Source organism: Streptomyces sp. NBC_00005, assembly GCF_045160215.1.
GTDB lineage: Bacteria > Actinomycetota > Actinomycetes > Streptomycetales > Streptomycetaceae > Streptomyces.
Window position 1 is genome coordinate 4,243,158 of sequence record NZ_CP108316.1, and the last position, 23,832, is coordinate 4,266,989.

At 68.5% G+C, this 23,832-nt stretch carries 26 protein-coding genes and 2 pseudogenes; 10 read left to right on the forward strand and 18 right to left on the reverse strand.

All coding sequences use genetic code 11. The features are described 5' to 3' along the window. Positions 1-234: 234 nt before the first annotated feature. The 4 genes from OG303_RS19375 to OG303_RS19390 all read right to left on the reverse strand — a co-directional run bounded on the left by OG303_RS19375 (position 235) and on the right by OG303_RS19390 (position 4,503). Entirely contained in the window at positions 235-831 is a 597-nt protein-coding gene (locus OG303_RS19375; RefSeq protein WP_405869660.1) for a hypothetical protein, read from the reverse strand. A 175-nt stretch (positions 832-1,006) separates the two neighbouring features. Beyond that, positions 1,007-1,447 carry a hypothetical protein gene (locus OG303_RS19380; protein ID WP_405869661.1) on the reverse strand — a complete coding sequence of 147 codons (441 nt, stop codon included), beginning with the start codon at positions 1,445-1,447 and terminating at the stop codon, positions 1,007-1,009. Between the two features lie 7 nt (positions 1,448-1,454). Beyond that, the gene (locus tag OG303_RS19385; RefSeq protein ID WP_405869662.1) at positions 1,455-2,183 is read right to left on the reverse strand and encodes a hypothetical protein; all 729 of its coding nucleotides are present in this window, start codon (positions 2,181-2,183) and stop codon (positions 1,455-1,457) included. Between the two features lie 19 nt (positions 2,184-2,202). Further along, positions 2,203-4,503, reverse strand: a complete 2,301-nt coding sequence (locus OG303_RS19390; RefSeq protein WP_405869663.1) for a Tox-REase-5 domain-containing protein — start codon at positions 4,501-4,503, stop codon at positions 2,203-2,205. A gap of 543 nt (positions 4,504-5,046) precedes the next feature. Here OG303_RS19390 and OG303_RS19395 point away from each other — a divergent pair. The 3 genes and pseudogenes from OG303_RS19395 to OG303_RS19405 all read left to right on the forward strand — a co-directional run. Next, a pseudogene (locus OG303_RS19395) lies at positions 5,047-5,292 on the forward strand (Scr1 family TA system antitoxin-like transcriptional regulator); the annotation flags it as partial. 109 nt (positions 5,293-5,401) lie between these two features. Beyond that, positions 5,402-5,665 (forward strand): Scr1 family TA system antitoxin-like transcriptional regulator, encoded by a 264-nt coding sequence (locus OG303_RS19400; protein ID WP_405869664.1) that lies wholly within the window; start codon positions 5,402-5,404, stop codon positions 5,663-5,665. Positions 5,666-5,678: 13 nt separating this feature from the next. After that, positions 5,679-5,870 (forward strand): hypothetical protein, encoded by a 192-nt coding sequence (locus OG303_RS19405; RefSeq protein ID WP_405869665.1) that lies wholly within the window; start codon positions 5,679-5,681, stop codon positions 5,868-5,870. Positions 5,871-5,976: 106 nt separating this feature from the next. On the opposite strand, the gene OG303_RS19410 is transcribed toward OG303_RS19405, so the two are convergent. From OG303_RS19410 to OG303_RS19475, 14 genes are all read right to left on the reverse strand, one after another. Continuing rightward, positions 5,977-6,624 carry an OmpA family protein gene (locus tag OG303_RS19410; protein WP_405869666.1) on the reverse strand — a complete coding sequence of 216 codons (648 nt, stop codon included), beginning with the start codon at positions 6,622-6,624 and terminating at the stop codon, positions 5,977-5,979. An 8-nt stretch (positions 6,625-6,632) separates the two neighbouring features. Next, positions 6,633-7,211: a hypothetical protein gene (locus OG303_RS19415; protein WP_405869667.1), complete on the reverse strand. Its 579-nt coding sequence runs from the start codon at positions 7,209-7,211 to the stop codon at positions 6,633-6,635. A 31-nt stretch (positions 7,212-7,242) separates the two neighbouring features. After that, a complete protein-coding gene (locus OG303_RS19420; RefSeq protein ID WP_405869668.1) occupies positions 7,243-7,857 on the reverse strand; it encodes a pilus assembly protein TadG-related protein in 615 nt (204 codons plus the stop codon). Continuing rightward, positions 7,857-8,090 carry a hypothetical protein gene (locus OG303_RS19425; RefSeq protein WP_266520909.1) on the reverse strand — a complete coding sequence of 78 codons (234 nt, stop codon included), beginning with the start codon at positions 8,088-8,090 and terminating at the stop codon, positions 7,857-7,859. Before OG303_RS19425 ends, OG303_RS19420 begins: the two co-directional genes overlap by 1 nt. 253 nt (positions 8,091-8,343) lie before the next feature. Further along, the gene (locus OG303_RS19430; protein ID WP_405869669.1) at positions 8,344-9,297 is read right to left on the reverse strand and encodes a response regulator; all 954 of its coding nucleotides are present in this window, start codon (positions 9,295-9,297) and stop codon (positions 8,344-8,346) included. Positions 9,298-9,343: 46 nt separating this feature from the next. Next, a complete protein-coding gene (locus tag OG303_RS19435; protein ID WP_405869670.1) occupies positions 9,344-11,029 on the reverse strand; it encodes a sensor histidine kinase in 1,686 nt (561 codons plus the stop codon). Positions 11,030-11,048: 19 nt separating this feature from the next. Then, entirely contained in the window at positions 11,049-11,936 is an 888-nt protein-coding gene (locus OG303_RS19440; RefSeq protein WP_405869671.1) for a DUF5936 domain-containing protein, read from the reverse strand. A gap of 32 nt (positions 11,937-11,968) precedes the next feature. Then, positions 11,969-12,913, reverse strand: coding sequence for a type II secretion system F family protein (locus tag OG303_RS19445; protein ID WP_405869672.1), 945 nt, complete (start codon positions 12,911-12,913; stop codon positions 11,969-11,971). A 74-nt stretch (positions 12,914-12,987) separates the two neighbouring features. After that, positions 12,988-14,325, reverse strand: coding sequence for a CpaF family protein (locus tag OG303_RS19450; protein ID WP_405869673.1), 1,338 nt, complete (start codon positions 14,323-14,325; stop codon positions 12,988-12,990). A 31-nt stretch (positions 14,326-14,356) separates the two neighbouring features. Continuing rightward, entirely contained in the window at positions 14,357-14,716 is a 360-nt protein-coding gene (locus tag OG303_RS19455; protein ID WP_405869674.1) for a TadE/TadG family type IV pilus assembly protein, read from the reverse strand. A gap of 1 nt (position 14,717) precedes the next feature. Further along, on the reverse strand, positions 14,718-15,104 hold the full coding sequence (locus tag OG303_RS19460; protein WP_405869675.1) for a pilus assembly protein: 387 nt from the start codon (positions 15,102-15,104) through the stop codon (positions 14,718-14,720). A 2-nt stretch (positions 15,105-15,106) separates the two neighbouring features. Then, positions 15,107-16,363 carry a CpaE family protein gene (locus tag OG303_RS19465; protein ID WP_405869676.1) on the reverse strand — a complete coding sequence of 419 codons (1,257 nt, stop codon included), beginning with the start codon at positions 16,361-16,363 and terminating at the stop codon, positions 15,107-15,109. A 9-nt stretch (positions 16,364-16,372) separates the two neighbouring features. After that, entirely contained in the window at positions 16,373-17,083 is a 711-nt protein-coding gene (gene cpaB / locus OG303_RS19470) for a Flp pilus assembly protein CpaB (RefSeq protein ID WP_405869677.1), read from the reverse strand. Positions 17,084-17,212: 129 nt separating this feature from the next. Further along, positions 17,213-18,022, reverse strand: a complete 810-nt coding sequence (locus OG303_RS19475) for a hypothetical protein (RefSeq protein ID WP_405877358.1) — start codon at positions 18,020-18,022, stop codon at positions 17,213-17,215. 399 nt (positions 18,023-18,421) lie between these two features. Between OG303_RS19475 and OG303_RS19480 the strand changes: the two genes are divergently transcribed. The 7 genes and pseudogenes from OG303_RS19480 (at position 18,422) to OG303_RS19510 (ending at position 23,766) form a co-directional block, all read left to right on the forward strand. After that, positions 18,422-19,939 carry a hypothetical protein gene (locus OG303_RS19480; RefSeq protein WP_405869678.1) on the forward strand — a complete coding sequence of 506 codons (1,518 nt, stop codon included), beginning with the start codon at positions 18,422-18,424 and terminating at the stop codon, positions 19,937-19,939. 20 nt (positions 19,940-19,959) lie between these two features. After that, on the forward strand, positions 19,960-20,514 hold the full coding sequence (locus OG303_RS19485; RefSeq protein ID WP_405869679.1) for a hypothetical protein: 555 nt from the start codon (positions 19,960-19,962) through the stop codon (positions 20,512-20,514). Between the two features lie 2 nt (positions 20,515-20,516). Next, positions 20,517-20,948: a DUF3592 domain-containing protein gene (locus OG303_RS19490; protein ID WP_405869680.1), complete on the forward strand. Its 432-nt coding sequence runs from the start codon at positions 20,517-20,519 to the stop codon at positions 20,946-20,948. Further along, positions 20,948-21,343: a hypothetical protein gene (locus OG303_RS19495; RefSeq protein ID WP_405869681.1), complete on the forward strand. Its 396-nt coding sequence runs from the start codon at positions 20,948-20,950 to the stop codon at positions 21,341-21,343. The genes OG303_RS19490 and OG303_RS19495 overlap by 1 nt, the downstream gene beginning before the upstream one ends. A 208-nt stretch (positions 21,344-21,551) precedes the next feature. Beyond that, positions 21,552-21,620: pseudogene (locus OG303_RS19500) on the forward strand (helix-turn-helix domain-containing protein); the annotation flags it as partial. Positions 21,621-21,828: 208 nt separating this feature from the next. Further along, positions 21,829-22,824, forward strand: a complete 996-nt coding sequence (locus tag OG303_RS19505; RefSeq protein WP_405869682.1) for an RNA-guided endonuclease InsQ/TnpB family protein — start codon at positions 21,829-21,831, stop codon at positions 22,822-22,824. A 429-nt stretch (positions 22,825-23,253) separates the two neighbouring features. Next, the gene (locus tag OG303_RS19510) at positions 23,254-23,766 is read left to right on the forward strand and encodes a SigE family RNA polymerase sigma factor (RefSeq protein WP_405869683.1); all 513 of its coding nucleotides are present in this window, start codon (positions 23,254-23,256) and stop codon (positions 23,764-23,766) included. Positions 23,767-23,832 lie beyond the last annotated feature (66 nt).

Genomic DNA, 23,832 nt, shown 5'->3' on the forward strand with positions numbered 1-23,832 from the left:
GCCCGCGGTCCCCCGCTGTTGGTCCCCCGACATCGCCAGAGAGTAGGGAAGGGCGGCCTGCCCGAGATGGGCCCGTGGGCCCAACTCCACGCCCAATCAGCCCGATCGCGTCTTGGGACCGGTGTTGGGCAGGGCCGAAGCGAGGGCGGCGCGGTCAGCGGGACGAGCCGGTGGACCGTGGCGAGTGGTGGGCGGCGGGCGGTGGGCGGTGGGCAGATGAAAGGTCGGGACTCTTCAGAACTTGCCCATGTGTTCGTCCGTACGGTGTCCCAGCTGCCTGCCCAACTCGGCGATGAAACCGTCCGCGAGCGGCGGCCAGCCCCAGAAGTCGAAGGCGAGGGCGCCGAGCGCGAAGCCGGAGCCGAAGGCCCACTCCGTGACGGGCACCAGGACATCGCAGGACGGGCAGGTGACGCTGCCTTCGCCCGTCTCCTTCCAGGTGGCGATGGCATCCTCGAACGGCCGCCACACCTCGTCGTCCCGTTCGAAGGACTCGGGGTAGTCGATGATCACCGTCCGCGCTGTGCAGCGGGGGCAGATGGCGTGGTCGGCCTCGTCCGCCCCCTGGCCCCCGACGTAGTAGTCCCGCCCCGCCATGACCGCCACCGGGCCGGGAAGCCACCCCAGTTCGGGAGAACCGGCAATCGCGCGGGACCAGTTGGGGCCAGGGCGATACCCCTCGAGAGTGCTCGGGCTGTACACCCCGTCGCGCGACAACTCCCGCGTGATCAGCTCCTCCCCGACCATCCACTCCACCATCCGCTCCGCGAGCGGCCCGGCTTCCTCGGCACTCACCTCGACATCGACGATCCGCTGGAAGTAGTCACCCATCGCCTGTCCTCTCAGTGCATGACGCAGTGCATGACGCAGTGCATGACGCAGTGTGTGACTCAGTGCTTGGGTCGATGCGTGAGCCAGTGCGTGATGTCCATCGGCGCCACCATGTCACCGCCCGCCGACAACCGGCCGACGTCGCCGGCCTGAGCAGAATGCGACAGCGCCGCGGTCACTCGGGAAACCCCTCGGCGGAGCCGGTCACCGCCGCGAACAGGATCACCGGCTCCTCCTTGTCCTCGTGGCCGACGCTCGCGGCGACGACGCGGTCGCCGGTGCGCCAGTACAGGAGGTCGCCGAACCAGCCCTGTTGGACGAGTTCGCGGAAGAGGGGCGGCGCAAGGTTGTCGTCCTCGTCGTCCGGGTCCAGGTAGGCGTAGTCCTCCATCGACATCTCCTTGCGCCTGCCCCAGCGGGCGTCCAGGGTGGTCGCCAACGCCCGCAGTTCGTCCTCGAACTCCCCGCTGACGCGCATGAGTTCGTCCCAGTCGTCGTCCGCGTCGGCCGAGGAGAAGTCTCGGCTCTGGTGCAACTTCACCAGGTGGAATCCCTCGTCGGGGAGGCGGCGGGTGAGGAGGTCGTCGATGGTGGAGACGTACGTGTTCGTGGGCATGCGGCGCTCACAACTTGGGGCGCGTGGCCGGAACGGGCCGCGGTTCCAGGGCCCCGGAGTCCGCCAGCGCTTTGTGGGCGGCCAGGACCGTTTCCGTCGTGGGGGTCCCGCCCGGAACGTCCGCGAGGTCGAGGACCAGGCCGTCGTGGTCGGCAGGGAGGCGGCGGGCGGGGAAGTCGGCGGGGATGCGGGCGACTCGAGATGCGGAGAGGAAGACGGACCAGCCCGTTCGGGGTCGGCTCGCCGGGAGGCCGTACTCGCGCTTGACGGCCTTGAACAGCTCACGGTCGTACACCAGACCGGTGTCCGCGTCCCACGCACCGGCCGTGGCCGCCAGCACCTCGGCGAGACGGTCGGCCAACGGGGCGCCGGACCGCCCGGTGCCGGGGAAGAGATTCAGCACGGCGAAGAACGGGCTGTGCCCGTTCGAACCGCCCGCCTGGATCCACAGGCGCAGATATCCGCCGTCCGCCCGGCGACCGACCGCCTGGGCCGACCAGCCGATGATGTCGACGTCGTCGTCCGTGTTCGCTTCCTGCAGCGCCGCGGCGAGGGCGGCGGCGTCGGCCGGTACGAGGGGGCCGGGCTCGTCCCCCTCGGTGTCCCAGCGCCAGTCGCCCAGCTCGCCGCCCGAGAGGTCGGTCAGCCGGGTGAGCAGGTCCAGCCAGCGGTCTGCCTGCTCCCGCGGCGTCTCGGGCCTGGGACCCCACTGCACGGCAACCGTCACCGCACTCATGATGTGTGCTCCTGTCCGTTCATTTCTCCCACGGCGTGTACTTGACGACGACGTCCACACCTGCCGCGTCGAAGGCCTCCTCGGCCGCCTCGGCCGCCGCCTGGTTGGAGAAGTGCCACTCGACCGGCTTGTTGCCCGCGGCACGCAGCTGGCGCTCCGCCTGCTTGACGAACTTCTGTGCCTGGGCCGGTTCCAGAGAGCCGTCCGGGCGTACCTTCGCGCCGTAGCCGAACTTCGCCTCGACGTAAGTCTGCCGTGACGAGTCCCAGCCGTCGAAGTCGACGTCCCGGCCCGTCTCCGGGTCCTTGACCGAGTACTCCTTGCCGCGCTTCACCTTGGAGACCTGCTCCTGGTAGCGCATCCAGCGCTCCTGATTCGGCCAGTACGCCACCGACCTCTTGGACTTCCACGCGCCGTCGCCACCGTCCTTGAAGCCCTTCCGCGGGTTCTTCAGGTCCTTGTACCACGAGGGCTTCTTCCACTTGCCGACCTGCTTGCGGCTGGCCTCCTTCTTCGCCGCCTTCTCGGCTTCCGCCGCCTCGTCCGCCTGTTTGCGGGCCTCGCCGGCCTGCTGCTTGGCGTCCTCGTCGCAGCCGCCTTCGGCGAGTACGACGTACGGGGAGGAGCCGGCCGCCAGGACCGTGGTGCCGGTGCCGGAGGAGCCCGTGAGACCGCCGGGCGGGGTGTCGTCGTACGGGGTGCCGTCGTACGGGAGCCTGCGGGACGGAGCGGAGATCGTGCAGCCGGACTCCTTGGCCTTCTTCTCGGCCTCGTCCGCCGCGTCGTCGGCATCCTTCGCGGCCTTTTCCGCCGCCTCGGCGTCGCCCGCCTTGGCCGCCTTCTTGGCGTCCTCCGCCGCCTTGCCCGCCTTCTCCGCGAGCTTGCTCAGCCTGCCGAGCTTCCCGAGTTTGCCCAGCTTGCCGATCTTCTCGGCGATCTTGGCCTCGCCGTAGCCGGGGATGAAGAGGGAGCCGACGTTCCAGAGGACCGTGGTGACGGCGCGGGTCTTGTTTCCGTTGTTCCACTGGTCGCGGACCTCGTCGCCGACGAACATGTCGTCGAGGATCTTGACGCCGGAGTTCACCGTGGCGCCGCCCCAGTCGGTGAGGGCGTCCAAGTAGTGGCCGTCGGACCACTTCTTGCCGGCGTCCTTGGCGTCCTGCGACCACTGGTCGGCGATCGAACTGCCGTAGTCCTTCAGGCCCTTCAGGGTGTCCATCGGGTGCCGGACGATGTTGTACATGCCGGTGAGGTCGCCCCAGATCCCGTCGACGAACAGACCCTGGCCGACCTGTTTGATCTGGTTGCCAGCGCAGCCGAAGAAGGCCCCGAAGCCGGAGAAACAGCCGTCGTCGCCCTTCTTCTCGTCGCCGTCGTCGGCCGCCTTCTCGTCGTCCTCCCAGCCGGGTTCGCCCTCCGCGGCGACGTCCTTGTCGTCGTCGGTCTCGTCCGCGTAGTCGGCGTTGTTGCCGGTGCCTGCCGGGTCGTCGCGGGAGGCGGAGGGGTCGTCGGAGTTGCCGGCGTCGGTGCCGTGGTCGCTGTCATCGGCGTTGCCCTCGTCCTCGCCGCTGCCGCTGTTCTTCCCCGTGCCGGTGCCGTCGTTCGCGTCACCTCTGCCGTCGCTCCCGGGCCCGTCGCCGTCGCCCTTCCCCGCCGTCACGTCCGTGCCCTCGCCCGACGGAGCGGGGCAGGCAGCGCCCGTGACCTTGCACACCTGCGACTGGATGCCGGTGAAGATCTGCGTCCCCAGGCCGCTGACCAGGAGGGCGACGATGATGGCGGCCACGACCGCGATCAGTCCCGCGTACTCGACCGCCGTCTGTCCCTCGTCCCGGCGCCAGCGGATCATCCGGGACAGGGAGAACGGGCGGCGTTCCTGCCGGCCCTGGTCCGGGAGGCGGAACCATGCGCGGCTCTCCGGACGGGTCAGGAAGCACAGGATCAGGATGGGGACGAGGAGTTGGGCGAAGCCCCTGGGTGAGCCCTGCACGATGTTGCTGACCGAGGCGAGGATCAGCCAGACCTGTACGGCGACCAGTCCACGCCAGACCCGAACCCCGCCCTCCCAACTCCGCCGGGCCAGCCACCAGCCGAGGGTGCCGGGAGCGGCGGCGTAGGCGATGAGCGCGAGTACACCGCCGTCGAGGACGCCGTACGAGGATGCGGTGAGGAGTAGGCCGAGGCCGCCGACGATCGTGACGGCGAAGAGGACGTGGACGACGATGAGGGCGGAGGCGAGAGGGGTGGGCATGTTCCGGCGGCCGCCCCCGCCCGAGGGCCACACTGCGTCGAACTCCGGCACTCCGCCGATCGAAGCCATGCCCGCCCCCTCTTCAACTCCCTGAGCGGGGGGGCGCGTTCACGCCTTTCCGCGCAACTCCCGCCGATTCCCCCGCCGTTGGTTCACGACAGGGTTCGACGGTAGGGAGGGGGCGTTCGGGCAGCATGGGTCCGTGGGCCCAAATCGGTGCCCAATCACCCGAGGCCCAGGTGCGGCGAAGATGCCAGCAGGCAGGTGACGCTGCCTTCGCCCGCCGCCTTCCAGGTGGCGATGGCGTCCTTGAAGGGGACGCCACACCTCCTCATCGGGTTCGAAGGGCTCCGGGTAGTTGATGATCGCCATTTGTGCGGTGCGGAGCGGGCACGTTGTGTGGTCGGCCTACCGGTGTGTGGTGTCCGTCGAGGCCACCAGGCCAGCTCCCACTCACAACGGGGCTGACTCACTGCGTGGCGACGCCGGCTGGACCGTACGAAGGTGTCCAACATGGAGGCGGGGATCCGCGCCACGTCACCCGAGCGCATCCGGATACTCGCCAGCAACTACGACTGCGGGGACCAGGCCTACATCGACGGTCTGGCTGCCATGGCCGACTCGCGCAAGCGGGGTTGGTGGGAGCAGTACCGTGGCAACCTTCCCCAAGGCCTGCTGGATGTTGCCGAGTTGGAGTGGTTCGCCACACGGCTGCGAACCCTGCAGACCGTGCACGTGCCCGGGCTACTACAGCTGAGCGGATACGCCCGCGCGATCTTCGACTCCGCGCTGCCGCCGCTTCCCAAGTCGGAAATCGAACTGCGGGTGGCGCAGCGCATGCAGCGGCAACAGGTCCTGGAACGCGAGACGCCCGTCGAATACGTCGCATACGTCCACGAGTGGGCGCTGCACATGCAGTTCGGGGGGGCGGCGTACGACTCGGGAGCAGCTCCAGTACCTGTGCGAGATGTCGGAGCAGGAGAATATCGACGTACGGGTCCTCACTGTCGACGTGGGCGCCTTTCCCGGGGCCGGGCACGCGGTGCTGTATGCCAACGGTGCCGTCCCCCAGCTGGACACTGTTCAACTGGACTCGGCCCATGGCGGCGAGTTCACCCACGCCGAGGCACAGCTCTCCAAGTACCGGGCTCACATGGACTGGTGGCATGCCAAGTCACTGGACCCGAAAGCCTCACAAGACCTCATCCACAGCATCGCCCGCCAACTCTGAGGAGGCAGCCACCATGGCCGAGATCACCTGGGAAGAGCCCTTCTGCGCCGAAGGCAACAACTGCTTCCGCATAGGCACCGACCCCGAAGGCAACGCCTACATCGCCGTCGCTGGTCAGGAGGAGCACTTCGTCGCCGACAGCCGCGAAGCTCTTCGTGCCCTGATCCTGGAGATCAAGGCGGGCAAGGCGGACCATCTGCTGTAGGCGTACCGGGAGTACGCGCCGCGTGTGCACCCCGTGCCGACTTGGACATCGGCCCGTCCCGTCGGTGTTCGTGCGGAACGGGCCCACGGCGTCCGAGAGTTGTTGATCAGCTCTCCGTGCGCGGGAAGCTGACCTCCACCCGGCGGTTCTTCTTGCGGCCCGCCTCCGTCGAGTTGTCGGCGATCGGGTACTGCTCGCCGTAACCGCGTACCTCGAAGGTGACGTTGGAGTCGTTCAGTTCCTCGGCCAGGACGTCCTGTACGGCGTTCGCGCGCTGCTTGGACAGGACGTCGCCGTGGGCGGAGGAGCCCAGGTTGTCCGTGAAGCCGAAGACGCGGACCTTCGTCCCGTTCTGCTTCTTGATCTCGTCGGCGATGGCGCCGATACGGCCCTTCGCCTCGCCGCTCAGTTTCGCGCTGTCCTTGCCGAAGAGGACCTCGGCCTGGAGGGCGAACTTGACGTCGGTGTTGGTGTCCTCGCGGCGTTCGTCGCCGCTCTCGTCCTCCACGACCGACTTGATGTCGAGGACCTTGGGGTCGGCGAGGGTGGCGCCCTCGGGGAGCTTGAGGTCGGGGTCGTTGGCGTCGACCTTGACAGGAGCGGAGGCGGAGGCCTCAGTGCCTGGTGGAACGCTCGGGCTTTCGTCCGCATGGGCCACCACTGCGCCATAGATGTTCGTGGCGACCATGACGGTGGCGGCAGCGACCACCAGGGCGAGGCGCGGGGGCGCTGTCCGGGTGTGGGTACGGGTCATGGCCGGCCTCACCCGGAGATCTTGATCGTGCCGCTGGAGAACGTCGGGACCTGAAGGGTGACTTCAGTCGTGCTCGTCGGCGGGGCCGGGAACTGCATGAAAACCGGCAGGGTTTGCCCGGCATCGAGGGTCGAGAGGCCAGTCGTCGTGAGCGGGCGGCCCTCGGTGTCGCGCAATACGTAGTAGCGCTTCTTCCCCTTGGAATCCACAAGCGTGGCACCACCTAGCGAGGGACCGTGCGCGATCACTTCGGTCTCGTCGCCGCTGAGCTGAGCTGGAATGGCCACCGACTTGGCCCCGTCGTTTTTGAGGCTCCCATTCACCGTGACAAACCCGCCCGAATCCCTCTCTGCAGAGGCGATTTGGAGGAGCAGTCCCTCCGTGCCCTTGAGCTCGGCCAGAGGCGTCTCCGACTGCCCCTCCTGAGCACTCGGGTTGGATCCGCCGTCCTTGGAGGCGGAGGCCGAGGCATCCGGCTTCTTGTCGTCGCCGCCACCGCCGCAGCCGGCCACACCGAGGGCCAGACCGGCCGCAACGGTCAACGCGACCATCCCCCTGCGGGCCTTCGTAGTGATCCGAATGCTCATGCCTCTGCTTCCTTCGCCACTCGTCGTTCGCTTATTGGTCGGCCAGATGGACGTCGAAGAGGTCTTCGGGTCCTGGAAGATCGGTGAGATCGTCCGGGTTCAGGTCCCAGTCCCCCCTGCCCTTGCAGGAGAGCCGCGGCAGCACATCGCCCCCGGCGTCTTCGGCCGGGGGCTTGAACGTGCAGAGCGGTTCGATCACGGCAGTGGCGTGCGCGTGCGCGTACTTGTTCTCCGTGCCAGGAACGACGGACTCCCCAACTGGCTTGTCGGCCTTCACATGGACCGTGTAGCTCAGAGGCAAAAGGCTCGACTCGCAAGCGCCGGTGGGGCCATCCACGCGCGCGTCGTTCTGCGACGCGAGTTGGTATGCGCGCCAGCAGCCGTTGAGCACTGCCTCGTTGCCGTTGAGAATGTCCTTCCACTTGGTCGGGTCGAGTACGTTCGCCACCCACTTGCCGGCAAGTTGATCCCGGGTGTCCTGGGCCGCCGCGAGTGCCGCCGCGTCGGCGGCCGTCTGGGCGCCGTTCCGATTCGCCGCGGCCTGGCCGACCGCAAAGTAGGCGAACGCAAGGAAGAGCAGGCCCCCCACCACCGTGATGTAGATGGGGAAGGCCTGCCCTGCGTCGCCGTACCGGCGACGTCGCATCAAGGAGCGACCTTGGCGATCTGCGCCTGAATCTTCGTGAGAATCGTCTGACCGAGGTTGGTGCCCGTGATCGCCAGGACGATCGCCACGACCACCGCGATGATGCCCAGGTACTCGACCGCGGTCTGGCCCTTGTCGCCGGCGCGGCGCTGCATGGCTTCGACCGTGGTGTTCTTCCAGCCGTTCACGCGGACCTTGGTCGCAACGGCGGTCTTCAGCATCAGGTCGCTCATGGTGTTCCCCTCCGGGTTCGGCCGGCCGATGACCGGCCGACTGCTGCGTCTCTGTGCCGTTCGCGTTACCGGCTTCCTCCTTGCCGGTGCCGCTTTCGACACGAGAAACGTACGGCGGAACACCCGGTCCGCCAGAGGGTCCCAGGGCCCAATCACGGGCCCAATCCGAGGCCCAACCACTGCTGTGGGACAGCACGTTGGCGGCCTGGGCCTCCGGGCCCAGCTTCCCACTCCCCCGTAGCTTCACCGCAGGTCACCCCACCCCTCGACCCGAACCGGGAGCCGTGCCGAGCCACTTGGCGGCTGCCTCCGAGCGACTGGTGCTGTGGAGTTTCGCGAAGATGCGGTTGATGTGGTTCTTGACCGTCTTCTCGCTGATGAAGCAGGTGGCGGCGATCTGCTGGTTGTTCATGCCGGACGCGATGAGGTCCATGATCTCCGCCTCCCTCGTGCTCAGTTGGAACTGCGACCTGTCGGGAGCGACCGGACGGCCACTCATCCATCCTGACGACGACTGTCCCACATCCGGTTGCACTTGCGAAAGGTTTTCTGAAGAATTAGTGGAGACGCCATGGCCCGGGTAGGTGAACTTACCTTGTGGGATGGGTACTTCGGAGTGCATTTGCAATGAAGATGGTGTTGCAGCACCGTGTGCAGTCGCATCCGCCTGGCCCAGCCCCTCGGGGAGGGACGGGCCGCCGCCCGGTCCCTGGCCCTGACGTAGCTGCGCCAGCAAAGCGCCCGCCGCCGTCGGGGTGAAGTGGGCCCTGCCCTCCTTGATGTCCCGTACCGCCGCCACCAGTTGGTCCGCGGTGAACTCGCCGTGCACCAGGTAGCCGCCGGCGCCCCGGCGCAGGGCTTCCTGGACGATCTCCGACTCCCTGCTGTACGTGAGCATCACGACCGGGGCGATCGGGACAAGGTACGGGAGCGCCGAGATGCCGTCCACGCCCGGCATGCGGACGTCCAGGAGGACGACGTCGGGGTGGGTCTGGATCGCGGCCTCGTAGGCCTGGCGGCCGTCTGCCGCTTCCGCCACCACCGTGATGTCGGCGCGGCCCGAGAGGAGGGCCGTGAGGCCCGCGCGGACTACCGGATTGTCGTCTGCTACCACGACCTTGAGCGGTGCGGGCGACGGGAACGCCTCGAACGGGTCGTGCGGTGGCGGCTGCTGAGGGCCGGGGTGGGGAGTTGTCTGGTCCGGCATCTGGGGGCGGCCTCCTCTCTTGTCGTGGGGGACGTGTACGGCGTACTCATGCTGTCGAGGGCGCGGTCGATGTCGTCAGGGCCGCCAGCGGGAGTTCCAGGCGGACTTCCGTGCCCTGGGGGTGAGCGCCGCGGCCGATGCGGATGCGGGCGCCCACCGACGCGGCTCGTTCGACCATTCCGACCAGGCCGAAGTGGCCTGCTCTGCGGAGTTGTTCGAGGGTGGTGCCGGAGGGCAGGCCACGGCCGTCGTCGTACACGCTGATGCGGAGGAGGTCTCCGTGGACCCCTGCACGTACGTCCACTCGGGTCGGGCCCGCGTGGCGGTGGGCGTTCTCCATGGCTTCCGTGGCGATGGTGAGGAGCTGACGGGCGACAGCGGGCGGTACGGGCGGGACGGCGTGCTCGCCGGTCGGGCGGTAGGCCGCCGTGAGGCCGGTTCGGGTGCTGAAGTCACGGGTGCGGGCGGCCAGTTCGACCAGGACGTCGGTGGCGTGCTCGGGGTCCGATTCGCGACGCAGGTCGGCCAGGAGTTCGCGGGATTCGGCTGCGGCCCGGCGGGCCGAGCGGGCGACCAGTTCGGCTTGATGCTTGATGAGCTTCGCGTCCATGTGGGAGGCGCCTGCCGAACCGGCCAGGCCGTCCGCGGCCAGGGCCACGCCGTGGAGGGTCTTGGCCACGGAGTCGTGCATCTCCCTTGCCAGACGGGCTCGTTCGGCGCTGACCGCCTCCGTCACCGCCAGGCGGGCCTGGACCGTGGTCAGGGCCTGGGTTGCGGCGCCGAAGCGGAGCATGAGGTTGCGCAGGGCCGAGCCGACCGCGCCCGCGACGACGCAGAGGCCGGGCAGGAGCAGGGTCTCCGCAGGGGCGGCGTGCAGGTTCTTGGACGTCGCGTAGACCAGGAAGAGGATCAGGGACTGGAGGGACGCGAAGGCCGCGGCTCCTCGCCAGCCGTAGACGATGCCGGCCAGGAGCGGGGTGCAGACGCTGACGTAGGCGAGGGTGGTGTCCGGGCCCGCGGAGATGAGGAGCAGTGAGCCGAAGAGGGTGTCCAGGGCCAGGAGGGTGGGGTGGCGGAGGAGGAGGGGGCCGAAGCGTTCCCAGTCCCTGAAGAGGACGTAGGAGCCCATGAAGGTGACTACGACGGCTGCGCCCACAAGGCGGGTGGCCAGGCCCGGGGAGGCGTTGAGGAGGGCGGCTGGGGCGGCCAGGGCGATCATGGCCAGGCGGAAGCCGAAGACCTGGCGGCACATTGCCTGTAGCGCGTTGACCTGGATGGGGATCGTCGGCGAGGTGGGTGACTTGGGGGCAGCGGAGGCCGCGGTGGGTGGGGAGGCCGTGCGGCTTTCGTTGCCGGGTGCGGGTGGGCCCTGCGGGGGCTGGGCGCCGTCGGCCGTCGCGGGGACAGGCACCGCGGAGACCACCGGGCCGTTGGTCCGCCCGCCTCTCCGTGTGATCCGTATCGTCCGCTCCGGCGGCCCCCCGGTCGCGGTGCCGGACGGCCACGCCTGTCCTCGGGGATCGGGCTGCGCCGGCATGCCCGGCAGGTGCGCATCCGCCGGCTCCCACCCCGGTGGCAGTGCCGGTGTCGCCGACGTCACGGGGATGTCGGGGGCGCCCGTGCGGACGTGAGGGGGGAGGACCGTGCCCGCGGGTGGGGTGGTGATCTCCGGGGTTTTCGGGCGTCGTCGTAGCAGGCCCGTGCGTTCCGTGCGTTCCTTTGTCGTCGACATGGCCGTCGTCACCCCGTTCCTACTTGCCCGTGATCGAGCCGAAGTCCGTACCGGAGCCGAGGATCAGGCCGGCGCCGAGGAGGATCATGGTGGCCGGGACCATGAAGGTGGTGATCATCATGGTGGCCTTGGGGACCGCGCGGGCCGCCTTGCGGCGGGCGTTCTGCGCGTCCGTGCGGCGCATGTCCTTCGCGAGGGACACGAGGGTGTCGACGATCGGCGCGCCCAGTTCCTCGCCCTGCTGCAGCGCCGTCACGAACATCGCCACCTGTTCGGAGTCGTTCCTCCGACGCAACTCCGCGAAGGCCTGGCGACGGCTCATGCCGAGGTCCATCTGGCGCAGGGTGATGCGCAGTTCGTCCGCCCAGGGGCCCTCGTACTTCGAGGCCACGCGGTCCAGGGCCTGACGGAAGCCCAGACCCGCGCTCACCACGACCGCGAGCACGTCCAGGAAGTCCGGCAGCGTGCGCTCGATCACGTCCTTGCGGATGCGGATCGCCGACCAGATGCCGACCTCCGTCCAGAACGCGCCGAACGCGAACAGGATGAGGGCCACGACGAAGCTGCCCTTCATCAGGAACACCAGGCCGCCGACGCCGCCCAGGAAGCCGTAGACCGCCCGGCGGGCCGCGTAGCGGTCGATGGTCAGACCGCCAGGGTTGCCCGCGAGGTCGATCTTGCGGCGGTACTTGGCGACCATCTTGGGGCCCATCAGGCGCAGCACCGCGGGGGCGTAGCGCATGCCCAGGCGGTCCACGAGCGAGTCGACCGCGCCGGTGCGGGTGGAGCCGACCTCCAGCGCCAGTGCCAGGTCGCCGGGCAGTCGGGCGTCCGCCCGGTACATGCGGATGCCGGCGAACATGCCCCAGATACTCAGGCCCATCACCAGTGCCAGCAGAAGTCCCATGGTCGTCCTCCCTCCAGAACCTGTCGTGCTGCTCAGACGTCGATGCGGGACATGCGGCGGATGAGGATGAAGCCGACCGCGTAGAGCGAGAAGGCGATGATCACCGCGGCCTGGCCGACCGGGGAGCCGGTCATGCGCTCCAGGGCGCCGTCCTTGACGCCGTTCATGAGGAGCAACGAGCCGACGCCCAGGACGGGGACGGCATACGACGTCATGCTGACCTGCGAGAGCTGCGTCCGCACCTCCCGCCGCGTCTCCTTCCGCTCCTCCAACGTCTCCGTGAGGTTGCGCAAGGCGCTGACCACCTGGCCGCCCGCCCGGTTCGACAGCACCAGCGTCGTCACGAGGACGACCAGTTCACGCGAGGGCAGGCGCTCCGCCAGTTCCCCCAGTGCGTCGTCCATCGACGCGCCGATCGCCAACTGGTTGGCCACCTTGCCGAGTTCCTCCCCGGCCGGCGCTTCCAGCTCCTCCGCCGCCATCCCGATCGCCGTACGCAGCGCCAGTCCCGCCTGCGTCGCGTTCGCCAGGATCCGTGCCATCTCGGGCAGTTGGTTGATGAACTTCTCGATCCGCTTCTGCCGCTGCCAGTTGAGGAACTGCAGTGCCACCCAGACGCCCAGCAGCCCGGCCAGCGGCCCGAAGAAGGGGGCCAGGGCCGCCTGACCGATCAGCCACAGGCCGACCACCGTGGCGACCATGTAGGCGAAGAACTCGCCCGGCGTGATGTCCAAACCCGTCGCGGCCAGCCGCAGTTCCAGCTTCTTGCCCAGCTTCGTACGGCGCAGCCGGCGGTCCAGGTTGCGGAAGCGGCGCCGTCGGCCGCCGATCTGGATCTGGCCGGTGGCCGAGAGGCGGTCGACCAGTGCCTGGCGCTGGGCCTTGCCCATGGCGTAGGCGTGCAGGCCCATGACGGCCAGGACGCAGGTCAGCAGGGTGATGCCGGTGGTGAGCGTGACTAGGGTTTGCAGATCCATCGGGCGGTTCCTACCTGGGTTCCATGGTTCCTGGGGACGGTTCCTGGCGGGCTTTCACGGGGACGGGTTCCTGCCTACCTGGCTTCTCGGACGGCGAGTTGGTCTGCGGACTGGGCGACGCCGAACGCCTGGGGGACGGGCTGGCTCGCCATGTAGAGGCGGTCGGCGGTACGGCGTGGGAGCGGGAAGTATTCGAAGGCGCCGTAGATGCGGCCGTCGGCGGCCATCGGCTGGGCGTTGAAACGGGCCATCGTCGCCAGGCGGTACGGCTCGCTGCCGTGGCTGTCCAGGACCGCGATCTCGGTGATGCGGCGGGCGCCGTCGGCGAAGCGGGTGAGCTGGATGATCACGTCGATGGCGCTGTTGATCTGGTCGTGCAGCGCCTCGAAGGGGATCTCCACCTCGGACATCGACGCCAGGGTCTTCAGACGCATCAGCGCGTCCTCCGCGCTGTTCGCGTGCACGGTGGCGAGGGAGCCGTCGTGGCCCGTCGACATCGCCTGGAGCATGTCGAGGGACTCACCGCCTCGGACCTCACCGACGACGATCCTGTCCGGGCGCATACGGAGCGAGTTGCGGACCAGGTCGCGGATGGTGACCTGGCCCTTCCCCTCGACGTTCGGGGGGCGGGATTCGAGGCGGATCACATGTGCCTGCTGGAGCTGGAGTTCCGCCGAGTCCTCGATGGTGATGATGCGTTCGCCGTCGGGGATGAGGCCGGACAACGCGTTCAACAGGGTCGTCTTTCCGGTGCCCGTCGCGCCGGACACGATGAGGTTGAACTTGCCCTGCACCAACCCCGCCAGCAGGTACAGCATGTGCTCGTCCAGCGAGCCGAAGCCGATCATCTCCTGGAGCGTGAAGGAGCGGGGGAAGCGGCGGATCGTGAGCGTCGCGCCCGTCAACGACAGCGGAGGGATGATCACGTTCACACGCTCGCCGGACGGGAGGCGTGCGTCGACCATCGGGTTCGACTCGTCCACCCGCCGGTTGACCGTGGAGACGATGCGTTCGATCGTCTGCATCAGCTGGTCGTGGGACGGGAAGCGCAGGGGCAACTGCTCGACCCTGCCGCCTCGTTCGACGAAGATCGCGTCCGGGCCGTTCACCATGATCTCCGTGATCGACGCGTCTTCGAGGAGCGGTTCGAGGATGCCGAGGCCCAGTGCCTCGTCGACGACCCTGCGGATCAGCTGCGAGCGCTCGACCGTCGACAGCACCGGGCCCTCGCGGCTGATGATGTGCCCGAGCACCCGCTCGAGGCGGGCGCGGCGCTCGGCCGCGGCCAGCGCGCTCATCTCCGCGAGGTCGATCTCCTCCAGGAGCTTGGCCCGGTACGAGGCGACCATGTGGCCGTCCTCGCTCCGGTTGCCGTTCTCCTCGGGGGAGTTGATGCGTGCCCGCAGGCTCATGGTCCGGTGCTCCTGTCGTGCCTGAAGTTCCTCAGTGGTCGAGCGGCATGGTGGCGGTCTTGTGGGCGTCTCCGAAGCCGTCCCAGAAGGGGACGACGGACGGGATGTGAAGGGTGGCGTCGACGGTGACCTCGTCGCCGGCGCGGGCGGGTGTGCAGGTGGTTTTGCCGGACAACCAGCCGCTGACCGCGTCCTTGCAGGCCTGCCCGGCGTCTCCGTCGAGCGACGCACTGCGTGCCCCGGCCCGCGCCGCCGTCCCGGCCTGCTGCGCCACGTACGCGATCAGCCCGAGCTGTACGGCCGCCATCCCGACGAGCAGCAGGATCGGCAGGAACCCCAGATATTCGAGGGCGACTTGACCACGATCGCGGCTTTTACGCTCGTACGACATCTCAGTTCTTCGCCTCCTCGACGGCGCCCGCGTGGCCCTTCACGGTGAACGGGAAGTTGATCGTGCCGGGAAAGAGGACCGGGACCTTGATGCTGACGTCCGAGGTGATGTAGCCGGTGCCGGATCCACCGCACCCCGCTGTCGCGCCCTCCTTCCACGCACCCGACAGCTTGTCCAACCCCGCCTGCTCGCACTTCGCCTCGCGGTCGTACTCCGCCGCCGTCCCCGCCCGCACCGCCTCATCCGCAGCATTCCCCGCAAGGGAGAACGCGTACCCCACGAGCACGAGCTGCCACAGCACGACCAGCGTGACGATGATCGTCGGCGTCATGCCGAGGAACTCGATCGTGACCTGACCCTTGTCCCGGTCTCCTGCCAAGGCCCGCATCCCTATCCCCCACCCTCCCGACGCCGCCGAAAACTCACCGACCCCCGATCGCCACGCATCCGCCCGCCACCCTTCTGCGCCCCCTCGACGGCCTTCACCAGCCCCAGCTCCCCCGCCAGCCCCCAAAGCGCCTGCTTCACCACGCTCTTGCTGTCCAGTTCGTGGATGCGTCCCGCGTCCACCGCGCCCTGCAACTCCTTGAAGTTGGCGGGGATCGCGGTGCCGGCGACCGGCGTGCCCGTGATCTTCTGGATCAGCGGTGGCTGGATCTCCGTGCCGCGCGTGTGCCGGTTGACGACCACCGTCGTCTCCTCCGCCTTGCGGATCTGCAGCCGGTCCCACATCCGCACCGTCCGCTTGGCGCCGCGTACCGCGACCACGTCCGGTGTCGTGATCAGCAGAGCCCGGTCGGCCATCTCCACCGCGGCCGCGCCCGCCCCGCCCAACTGGGCGCCGCAGTCGATGACGACGACCTCGTAGCGGGAGCGCAGGGCGCTGACGATCTGGCGGGCCGCCCGGTCCGTGACCTCCTCGCCGCGTTCGCCCTCCCCGGGCGCGAGCAGCAGCGCGAGGCCCGTGTCGTGCCGGAAGACCGCATCCGCGAGCACCCTCGGCGAGATGTCCGTGATCGCGGCCAGATCCACCACCGACCGGCGGAACTGGACGTCCAGGTACGACGCCACGTCCCCCGCCTGCAGGTCCATGTCCACCAGCGCCGTGCTCCGGCCCGACGCCTGTGCCGCCAGGGCCAGTTGGATCGCGGCCAGCGTCGCCCCGACGCCGCCCTTCGCCCCGCTCACCGTGACGACCGTGCCGCCGACACCGGTGAAGACATCGCCACCGGAGCCCAGATGACGCCGTACGCCCACCGACCACTGCGCGACGGCCTGGACGCGGCTGGCCAGCTCCTCGTAGCTCAGGGGGAGGGCCACCAGCCCGCGCGCCCCGTAGTCCATCGCGGCCTGGAACAGCCCGGGACTCGCGTCCGAGGTGACGAGGATGACCCCCACCGCCGGGAAGCGCAGGGCGACTTCACGGATCAGCTCCAGGGCCGGGACCGGGCCGATCCGCTCGTGCACCACCACGACCTCGGGCAGCTCGTCGACCGACTCGGCGGCGAGCCGCGCGAGGGTGTCGATGAGCTGGGTCGAGTCGACGACCGGGGCCACCGGCTCGGCGTCGGGGAGCTGACTGAGCAGTGTCGTGATGGACCGGACCGCGTCCACGTCACCGACGGCCGGGAGGATCCTCGTGGGCATGCGGGCCTCTCACTTGTCCTTCGCGAGCTGGTACGTCCGGTCCTTGTCGGGGACCGTGGTGTCGCTGCCGGGCGCCACCAGCGCGAGCCGGACCCGTTGGGCGAACGACTCCGCGTACGTGATGCGCTGGGCGTCGAGGGTGGAGAGGGCGAAGGTGATCGGGACGGCGTCGGTGGGCTGCTGCTGGTTCTTGTTGTTCTCGCTCGGGTCGAGCGCGGTGATCCTGCCGACGTCGATGACCTTGGCATTGGTCACGATGATCTTGGACTGGGCGGGGTCGCCCTCCCGCTCGCCCGCGAAGGTGGCGTACACGTTGACCGTGGAGCCCGGCGTGATCTTGCCGGCGACACCGGTCGCGGCATCGATCATGATGGCGACCTCCTGCTGCCCGGGCTGCAGGGCGGGCTGGTTCACGATCATGTCGCTCTGCAGCAGGGAGCCCGCACGCAGAGTGGTGACGGCGATCTTGCCCTGGATCTCGCGCAGATTGGTGATGGCGTTGTCCGACAGCCAGCGCTTGGGCATCTTGACCTTCTCGAACTGGCCTGTGCTCAACTGGGTGTAGGGCGCCACATCGGACTTGACCTGGTAGGCCGTCACTTCGGGACCGACCTTGGACTTCACGTCGCTTATGACGGACAGGACGCCGGCGAACGCGCCGAGGGCGCAGACGACCGACAGGAGCAGGAGTAGCACGCCGCGGCGCTGACGGGAGTTCATGAACCGTACAACCTCATTGGGGATATCGGTCGAGCGGAATCGAACGGTCTCGGTTGGTGCGGGCGGTGGACCGGGCGGCGGTCCGGGCGAAGGGGGCCCAAGTCCCGCCCGCGCCCTGTGATTCAGGACTCACCCGGCGGGGATTTGGTTCTCGAGAAGCGGTGGCGTGGCGGAGCAGAAGACGCAGCGGTCGCCGATGACGTCGATGCCGCACCAGTGGCAGATGCCCTGCCGTACCGACGTGACCAGCTGATACAGCACGGACAGGTCGGGGAGGTAGGCGGCGAACTCGATCAGCTTGCCCGTTCCCCACCAGAGCGACGACTCGGCCGGCAGCGGCGCCTCCCGCAGCCCCTGGACGCTCCACTCCTTGGCCAGGGTTCCGGTGACCCAGTCGGACTGCAGCTGCCCCTTGGCGACCAGCATCCAGGTGCCGAACTCGGGCCCGGTGAGCGTGACTCCGGGCCCCATCTTCACCAACTGCGGCTCGGGATGGGCGAGTACGCCGAACTGACTGCCCGGCACCCAGGACTTGGCGTGCGACTTGAGACCGACGGGGACGCGGTCGAGCCGGGCGACGGAGCCGAGCAGCGCACCGGAGTGGATGTAGTGCGTGAGCAGGCGGCCCGCCGAGGCGAGGACGCCGGGACTCAGATCGCAGGAGGCCAGCTGCCTCAACTGGCGGGCCAGGACGGCCAGTCCGAGTGGGGGCAGATCCGGGCGGAACAGGGCGATACGGTCGCTCTCCAGCAGGGAGCGGATCGTGTGCAACCGCCGCTCCACTCCACGGGAGACGGCCTGCGAGCACACCACGATCACATGCCCGTGCTGGTCGATCAGGCCCTGCAGGCCGGCCAGCGCCTGCTCGAGCGGCTGTTTGTCCAGGTCCGGCAGGACGATGGCAGGCAGGGTCCGCTCGTCCTGCGGTGGCAGCGCCATGTCGGCACTGGTCACGGCAATGGCAGTTGGCACGCGCAGCTCCCCGTGTTACGCCGTCGGCCCACCGGCGTAACTCCGGTGCACCGAGATGACTTCACTGCGTGACTACCTCAGCACTGTATCCAGGCCTCTGTGACCGGAGAACAGCGTTTCTGTAGCTGGTCGGCAACTGCTGTTTCACAAGACACGCCAAAACGGGGCAGGTTGAGCATCTTGCCGGTCCCATTTCGACTCTGGGCCTCCGTTTGGGCCCTCGGACCCACGCCGCCCGGCCACCCCCGCACCTACTGTCGCCGCATCCACAGGAAGACCGTCGGCGGAGGAGGGGTGCGCATGTCTCGCGGGGGAGGCATACGACCACGGGAACGAGGGACGTACAGAAACGAACGACGGACGTACGTGTACGACGACCGCGGCGCGACCGGCACCGAGTACCTCGGGATGGTCGTCGTCACCGTCGCCATCGTGCTCGGCGTCTCGGCCACCGGCATCGGGCAGACCATCGCCGACAGGATCGCCGCCCAGATCTGCAAGGTCGCCGGCGGCGGCAACTGCGGTGCCGGCGACCCGAATCCGGGCAAACCCCTCACCGACGCCGACTACGAGCCGGCCCTGTGCCAGGTCTCCTCGGTCACCGACAAGGCGGGCTCCAAGGCGAAGATCCTGTTCTGGGAGATCGGCAAGGAGTACGGCTTCCAGGAGCAGCGCCTCAAGGCGAAGACGGACGTCAACCACGACGGCAAGGTCGACGACAAGGACGAGCTCGTCTACCTGACCTTCACCGACGCCGCGTCCGTCGCCGCGAAGAAGGACTTCAAACCGGGTATGAAGGTGGGCAAGTTCGGCACCGACAAGGTCGAACTCGGCCTCGGGATCAAGGTCACCAACGGCGACACCTGGGTGTTCGAGAGCCCCGACGAGGCCAAGCAGTTCCGGGACGACATCGAGAAACTGCAGATGTACGAGATGCGGCGCACGATGCCCGGCGGCGCGGAGGCCAGTCTCGGCGACAGCATCGCGTACCTCTTCGGGACGGGCCCGCTGAAGGACGAGGAGGACACCGAGAACCGGGTCAAGGACCACCTCGGCGACAACCGCAAGATCACCTACGGCAAGGTGGGCCTGGAGGCGTCCGCGTCCGCGGGCATCAAGATCTCCGCGGCCGACGAGAAGAAGCTCAGCGCCACGCTCGGCGGCAACTTCAAGTACTCCCCCGACGTGACCTGGACGGACAACGCCTACAAGAACACCAAGTCGTACACGTACTCCTCGTCGATCGAGTACGGCACCAAGGCCGGCTACGAGGCCGGCCCGGTCAGCGGCGAGTACTCGGCCTCCCGCACCCAGACCGGCACCATCACCGTCACGTACGACAAGGGGACCGGCAAGCTGGTCCGCATCGACATGACCCGCACGGTCGAGGACGGCGGCCAGAAGGACGGCGTCAAGGTCGGCGGCGACAACGGCAAGGACAAGAAGGACAAGCGGGGCGGCAGCGTCGGAGAGAAGGGCACCGACAGCTCCACCGGCATCGAGATCGTCACCAACTCCGTCAGCTTCGACCCCACCGCCGCGGGCGACAAGGACCGGGCGATCGGCGAGCAGTGGCTCGACAGCAACAACGAGCAGCTCGCCACGCCGTTCCAGTACATGTTCGACGACCACGCCCCGACCGCCCGCCCCGGCGCCGACGATCCCTTCGGGCAGCTGATGTTCGACAAGGGGAGGTCGAGCAGGATGAATTACACGGGCGAGGTCAACGCCGCCGAGTACGGCTTCGAGCTGAACCTGGGCCTCAGCCTCGGCCTGTCCGTCAGCACCGAGAAGAAGTCCGAGACGCTGACCGACGCCCAGTTCCTGGGCGCCCCTCGCGGCAACAGCCGCTCCTACGTCCCCTACAGCTACTGTGCGAACTGACGAGAGGGGAGTTCCCGCTGATGAAGACCCGCCGTACGTTCCTGGCCGCCGGCCTGCTGACCGCGTTCCTCGCCGGGTGCGGAGAGGGGAACGCGAACTCCGCCTCGGTGCCCGACGGGTGGGGCACGCTGAAGACGAAGGGCGTCGACGTGTCGTACCCGAAGGGGTACGAGAAGCAAAGCGCGGCCGAGCGCGGCAAGTACAACGCGGCGGCGGCCGTACGCACGGAGAGCGGGAGGACCGTCTCCCTCGTCACCGTCCAACTCGACTTCACCCAGGCGAACTCGGCGGAGCAGGCCGCCATCGCCGCCGAGGCCGGCATCCAGATGGGCGCGAGCGTCAAGGGCGACAAGGACGTGAAGCTGACCGGCACGGACGAGGCCAAGCGGATCGACTTCACCTTCAAGTCGACGGGCCAGGACGACGATCCGCCGAAGGGCACACCGGTCGAGGGCGTGATCCTGACCGGCTTGGACTCCTCCGACAAGACCTTCGCGATCCGCGTCGACTCGGCACGGGGCAAGCTCTCGGACGCCGACCTGAAGAAGATCGTCGAGTCGGTGGAGGTGCACTAGCCGTGCACGTACCGGGCGGTGGTTACCTCGTACTGGCCCTGCTCGTCGCGCTCTTCGGCGCGATCGCGGTCAAGTACGCGAGGCGTCTGGTGACGGTGGCGCGGGTGCTGCGACGCGGTGTCCGGGCGGAGGGTTCGTGCGTTCGCGTGGAGACCGAGCCGTACAACCGCTCGGACGCCACGCGTCACTTCTTCGCCTTCCGTACGGCCGACGGCACGCAGGTCGAGTTCGAGGACCTCGCGAGCTGGTCGACCGACGAGGGCACCCCGGTCACCGTCACCTACGACCCCCGTGATCCGCAGAGGACGGCGACCGTCGCGGGCCGGGGCCGCTGGTCCCCGGTCCTGCAGGCCCTCGCGTTGACGGCGGGCTGCGGCCTGGCGGCGCTGGGCTTCACGATCCTGCTCGCATACGAGGTCTTCGGAGGCGACTGATGGCTCTCATGCGTTCCTGGGCAGTGGGCATCCTGGTCCTCGTCGTCACTGAGTATCTCCAGGTCAGGGTGGTGTACGACAACCTGGTGGGCCCCGAGGGAGTCGGCTCCTTCGGTGCGGCACTGGCGTTCGTCCACGTACCGAACCTGCTCTGCGTGCTCCTCGCGACCTGGGCGGCCGCGCGGGTGCATCCGGAGCCGTGGCGCCAGATGCCCACGCGCCACGTGGTGGCGGCGTGCGCGGTGCCGGCGGCGGGGCAGTTGCTGACGGTGTCGCTGCGTCCGGAGCTGGCAAGCATGTCGAGTCTCGCTCTGTGGATGTCGACGGGGGTGCTGCTGGCGGGATGTTCCATGGGCCTGCTGCTGGACAAGTGGTGGGAGGGCCGGGAGGCGTAAGGGGCACTGTTCTTTCAGGTGCGGCAGCGCTACCGGCTTCGTCCAGGAAACTAGACCGATCTCGCGGCCAAGGTGCGGAGCTCAGCGAGTGCCTGCCGAGCGAGGTCAAACGACGAGAAACATCAAAGCGTTACGCGAATTCGCTGGATCGGATGAAGAGAAGGGAAGTCATCTTCGGGGAAGGAACACCTGTCTACGCTGCGATGTCATGCAGTTGCGGTACTCCTTCCGGCTTGAGCCGACGCCCGCCCAGCGTGAGTTGCTGGCACGGACATTCGACTGCGCGCGCGTGGTCTTCAACGACGCGCTCGCGATGCGCCGTGCTGCATACGCGGCGAAGGAGCCGTGGATCAGGGCCGGGGACCTGTCCAAGACAGTGATCACGACAGGGAAGCGGAGGGCGGAACGGGCCTGGCTGGGTGAGGTGTCCGCCGTGGTGCTCCAGCAATCCTTGCGGGACCTGGAGGCCGCCTACAGCGCCTTCTTTGCCCATCGTCGAGGCCGAGCGCAAGGGCTCGCCGGTCGGTCCGCCCGCCTTCAAGTCCCGCAAGGACAAGCGGCAAGCGGTGCGGTTCACCGCCAACGCCCGCTGGAAGATCACCGAGAAGGGCAGGCTGCTCCTGCCGAAGATCGGCGCGCTGCGGGTGCTCTGGTCCCGTACTTTGCCCTCCACCCCGGCCACCGTCACCGTGATCAAGGACTCGGCCGGCCGCTACTTCGCGTCGTTCGTGATCGAGACCGATCCGGACACTGACGCACAGCACTGGCCCGTGGGAGAGGTAGCGGGGCGCGAGGTCGGCCTCGACATGGGCCTGACCCACTTCGCCGTTCTGGACAACGGAGAGAAAGTCACCTCGCCACGGTTCCTACGGCGGGCCGAGAAGAAGCTGAAGAAGCTCCAGCGCGAGCATTCCCGCAAACAGAAGGGCTCGAAGAACAAGGAGAAGTCGAGGCTGCGGCTGGCCCGCCAGCATGCCAAGGTCGCCGACGCCCGGCACGCCTTCCACCACCAGCTCTCATCCAAGCTGATCCGCGAACACCAAGCGGTCCACGCCGAGACGCTGAACGTGAAAGGCCTTGCCCGGGGGAAACTAGCGAAATCCATCCACGACGCGGGCTGGTCCAGCTTCCTGGACATGCTCAGCTACAAAGCCAAGCGGTACGGCAGGGATTTCCAGCGCACCGGCCGAAGGTTCCCGTCTTCCCAGCGCTGTTCGAACCCGGCCTGCCACCACATCGACGGGCCCAAGCCCCTAAATATCCGCACCTGGGCCTGCCCCGCCTGCGGAACCATCCACGACAGAGATACGAACGCAGCCCGCAACACCCTCCAAGAGGGACAGCGGATGCGAGCCATGGTCGCCGAGGGACGCGCGGAGACCGAAAACGCCTGCGGAGCGCCGGTAAGACCAGGGACCCAGTCCCGGCACAGCGCGATGAAACAGGAAGCCACGGAATCCCACACAAGCCGTGCTGCATAGCAACACAGCACCGTGAGGGAAGGCCAGAATCCTTGAGTTCAGCTCAAGGAGCATGTCAATGGCAGAACTTCAACAACCGTGTGCAGCTGTACGAAAGGCGGGCCCTCGCTCAGCTCCAGGGCTTGCGGCCGGATTGTTTCCCCGAGTGATCTGCCGCGGGATTCGCCGAAGCCCCACGTACCGTCGCAGGCTCGGCAGACGCAGGACCGAAGTCCAGGTGTGACGTCCGCGTGTGGACCGTCGTGCCGCCGTCCTGGATGAAGGGCTACGGTCCGAGGGCGGGGCTGCCGCTTTCCGAGGTGTCGTCCCGGATAGCCCCCCAGAACGGCCGGTCGGCCGCCTCTGAAACATTTCCCCCGCCCCACCGCGTCAAAGAAGTGAGAACGTGTGGACGGTGCCGGGCACGGCACGGTGGGCAGGGGGACGCGGATGAGGCAGGCACGCGCGGACGAGTACGCGGAGTTCGCCGCGGCGCGCGCCGGGCATCTCTATCGGTCCGCCTGTCTGCTGACCGCCGGTGACACGTATCTCGCCGAGGATCTGGTGCAGGAGACCCTCGGGCGGCTCTACGTCAGCTGGCGGCGTGTGTCGCGGGTCGGGAATCCTGCGGGGTACGCACAGACCGTTCTCCTGCGTACGTTCCTCACTCATCAGCGCAGACGCAGCAGCACCGAGCGCGCCACCGACGTCCTGCCCGACCTGCCCGACGCCGGCTCGGGCGGTGACATGCCGCTGCGGCTGACCCTGCTGGAGGCCCTCGCCCGGCTGCCCGCCAAGGACCGGGCCGTGGTCGTCCTGCGGTACTGGGAGGACCGCTCCATCGAGGAGACCGCCCAGGTCATGAACGCCAGCTCGGCCGCCGTGCGCACGCGGTCCGTCCGTGCCCTCGGGCGGCTGCGGGAGCTGCTCGGCGAGGACCTCGGTGAGTACGCCCGTCCCTGAACGTCCCCGAACGCACCTGCCCCCGACGCAACCCGTCTGAGCACTCGTCCCAGCACCCGTCCGAGC

Coding starts and splice junctions, on each gene's coding strand:
- OG303_RS19400 (WP_405869664.1), top strand. CDS start 5,402: ATGTCGGAGCAGGAGAATATCGACGTACGGGTCCTCACTGTCGACGTG.
- OG303_RS19410 (WP_405869666.1), bottom strand. CDS start 6,624: ATGACCCGTACCCACACCCGGACAGCGCCCCCGCGCCTCGCCCTGGTG.
- OG303_RS19380 (WP_405869661.1), bottom strand. CDS start 1,447: ATGCCCACGAACACGTACGTCTCCACCATCGACGACCTCCTCACCCGC.
- OG303_RS19450 (WP_405869673.1), bottom strand. CDS start 14,325: ATGAGCCTGCGGGCACGCATCAACTCCCCCGAGGAGAACGGCAACCGG.
- OG303_RS19445 (WP_405869672.1), bottom strand. CDS start 12,913: ATGGATCTGCAAACCCTAGTCACGCTCACCACCGGCATCACCCTGCTG.
- OG303_RS19430 (WP_405869669.1), bottom strand. CDS start 9,297: ATGCCGGACCAGACAACTCCCCACCCCGGCCCTCAGCAGCCGCCACCG.
- OG303_RS19455 (WP_405869674.1), bottom strand. CDS start 14,716: ATGTCGTACGAGCGTAAAAGCCGCGATCGTGGTCAAGTCGCCCTCGAA.
- OG303_RS19415 (WP_405869667.1), bottom strand. CDS start 7,211: ATGAGCATTCGGATCACTACGAAGGCCCGCAGGGGGATGGTCGCGTTG.
- OG303_RS19475 (WP_405877358.1), bottom strand. CDS start 18,022: ATGGCGCTGCCACCGCAGGACGAGCGGACCCTGCCTGCCATCGTCCTG.
- OG303_RS19405 (WP_405869665.1), top strand. CDS start 5,679: ATGGCCGAGATCACCTGGGAAGAGCCCTTCTGCGCCGAAGGCAACAAC.
- OG303_RS19485 (WP_405869679.1), top strand. CDS start 19,960: ATGAAGACCCGCCGTACGTTCCTGGCCGCCGGCCTGCTGACCGCGTTC.
- OG303_RS19435 (WP_405869670.1), bottom strand. CDS start 11,029: ATGTCGACGACAAAGGAACGCACGGAACGCACGGGCCTGCTACGACGA.
- cpaB (WP_405869677.1), bottom strand. CDS start 17,083: ATGAACTCCCGTCAGCGCCGCGGCGTGCTACTCCTGCTCCTGTCGGTC.
- OG303_RS19460 (WP_405869675.1), bottom strand. CDS start 15,104: ATGCGGGCCTTGGCAGGAGACCGGGACAAGGGTCAGGTCACGATCGAG.
- OG303_RS19440 (WP_405869671.1), bottom strand. CDS start 11,936: ATGGGACTTCTGCTGGCACTGGTGATGGGCCTGAGTATCTGGGGCATG.
- OG303_RS19495 (WP_405869681.1), top strand. CDS start 20,948: ATGGCTCTCATGCGTTCCTGGGCAGTGGGCATCCTGGTCCTCGTCGTC.
- OG303_RS19465 (WP_405869676.1), bottom strand. CDS start 16,363: ATGCCCACGAGGATCCTCCCGGCCGTCGGTGACGTGGACGCGGTCCGG.
- OG303_RS19420 (WP_405869668.1), bottom strand. CDS start 7,857: ATGCGACGTCGCCGGTACGGCGACGCAGGGCAGGCCTTCCCCATCTAC.
- OG303_RS19385 (WP_405869662.1), bottom strand. CDS start 2,183: ATGAGTGCGGTGACGGTTGCCGTGCAGTGGGGTCCCAGGCCCGAGACG.
- OG303_RS19425 (WP_266520909.1), bottom strand. CDS start 8,090: ATGAGCGACCTGATGCTGAAGACCGCCGTTGCGACCAAGGTCCGCGTG.
- OG303_RS19375 (WP_405869660.1), bottom strand. CDS start 831: ATGGGTGACTACTTCCAGCGGATCGTCGATGTCGAGGTGAGTGCCGAG.
- OG303_RS19390 (WP_405869663.1), bottom strand. CDS start 4,503: ATGGCTTCGATCGGCGGAGTGCCGGAGTTCGACGCAGTGTGGCCCTCG.
- OG303_RS19510 (WP_405869683.1), top strand. CDS start 23,254: ATGAGGCAGGCACGCGCGGACGAGTACGCGGAGTTCGCCGCGGCGCGC.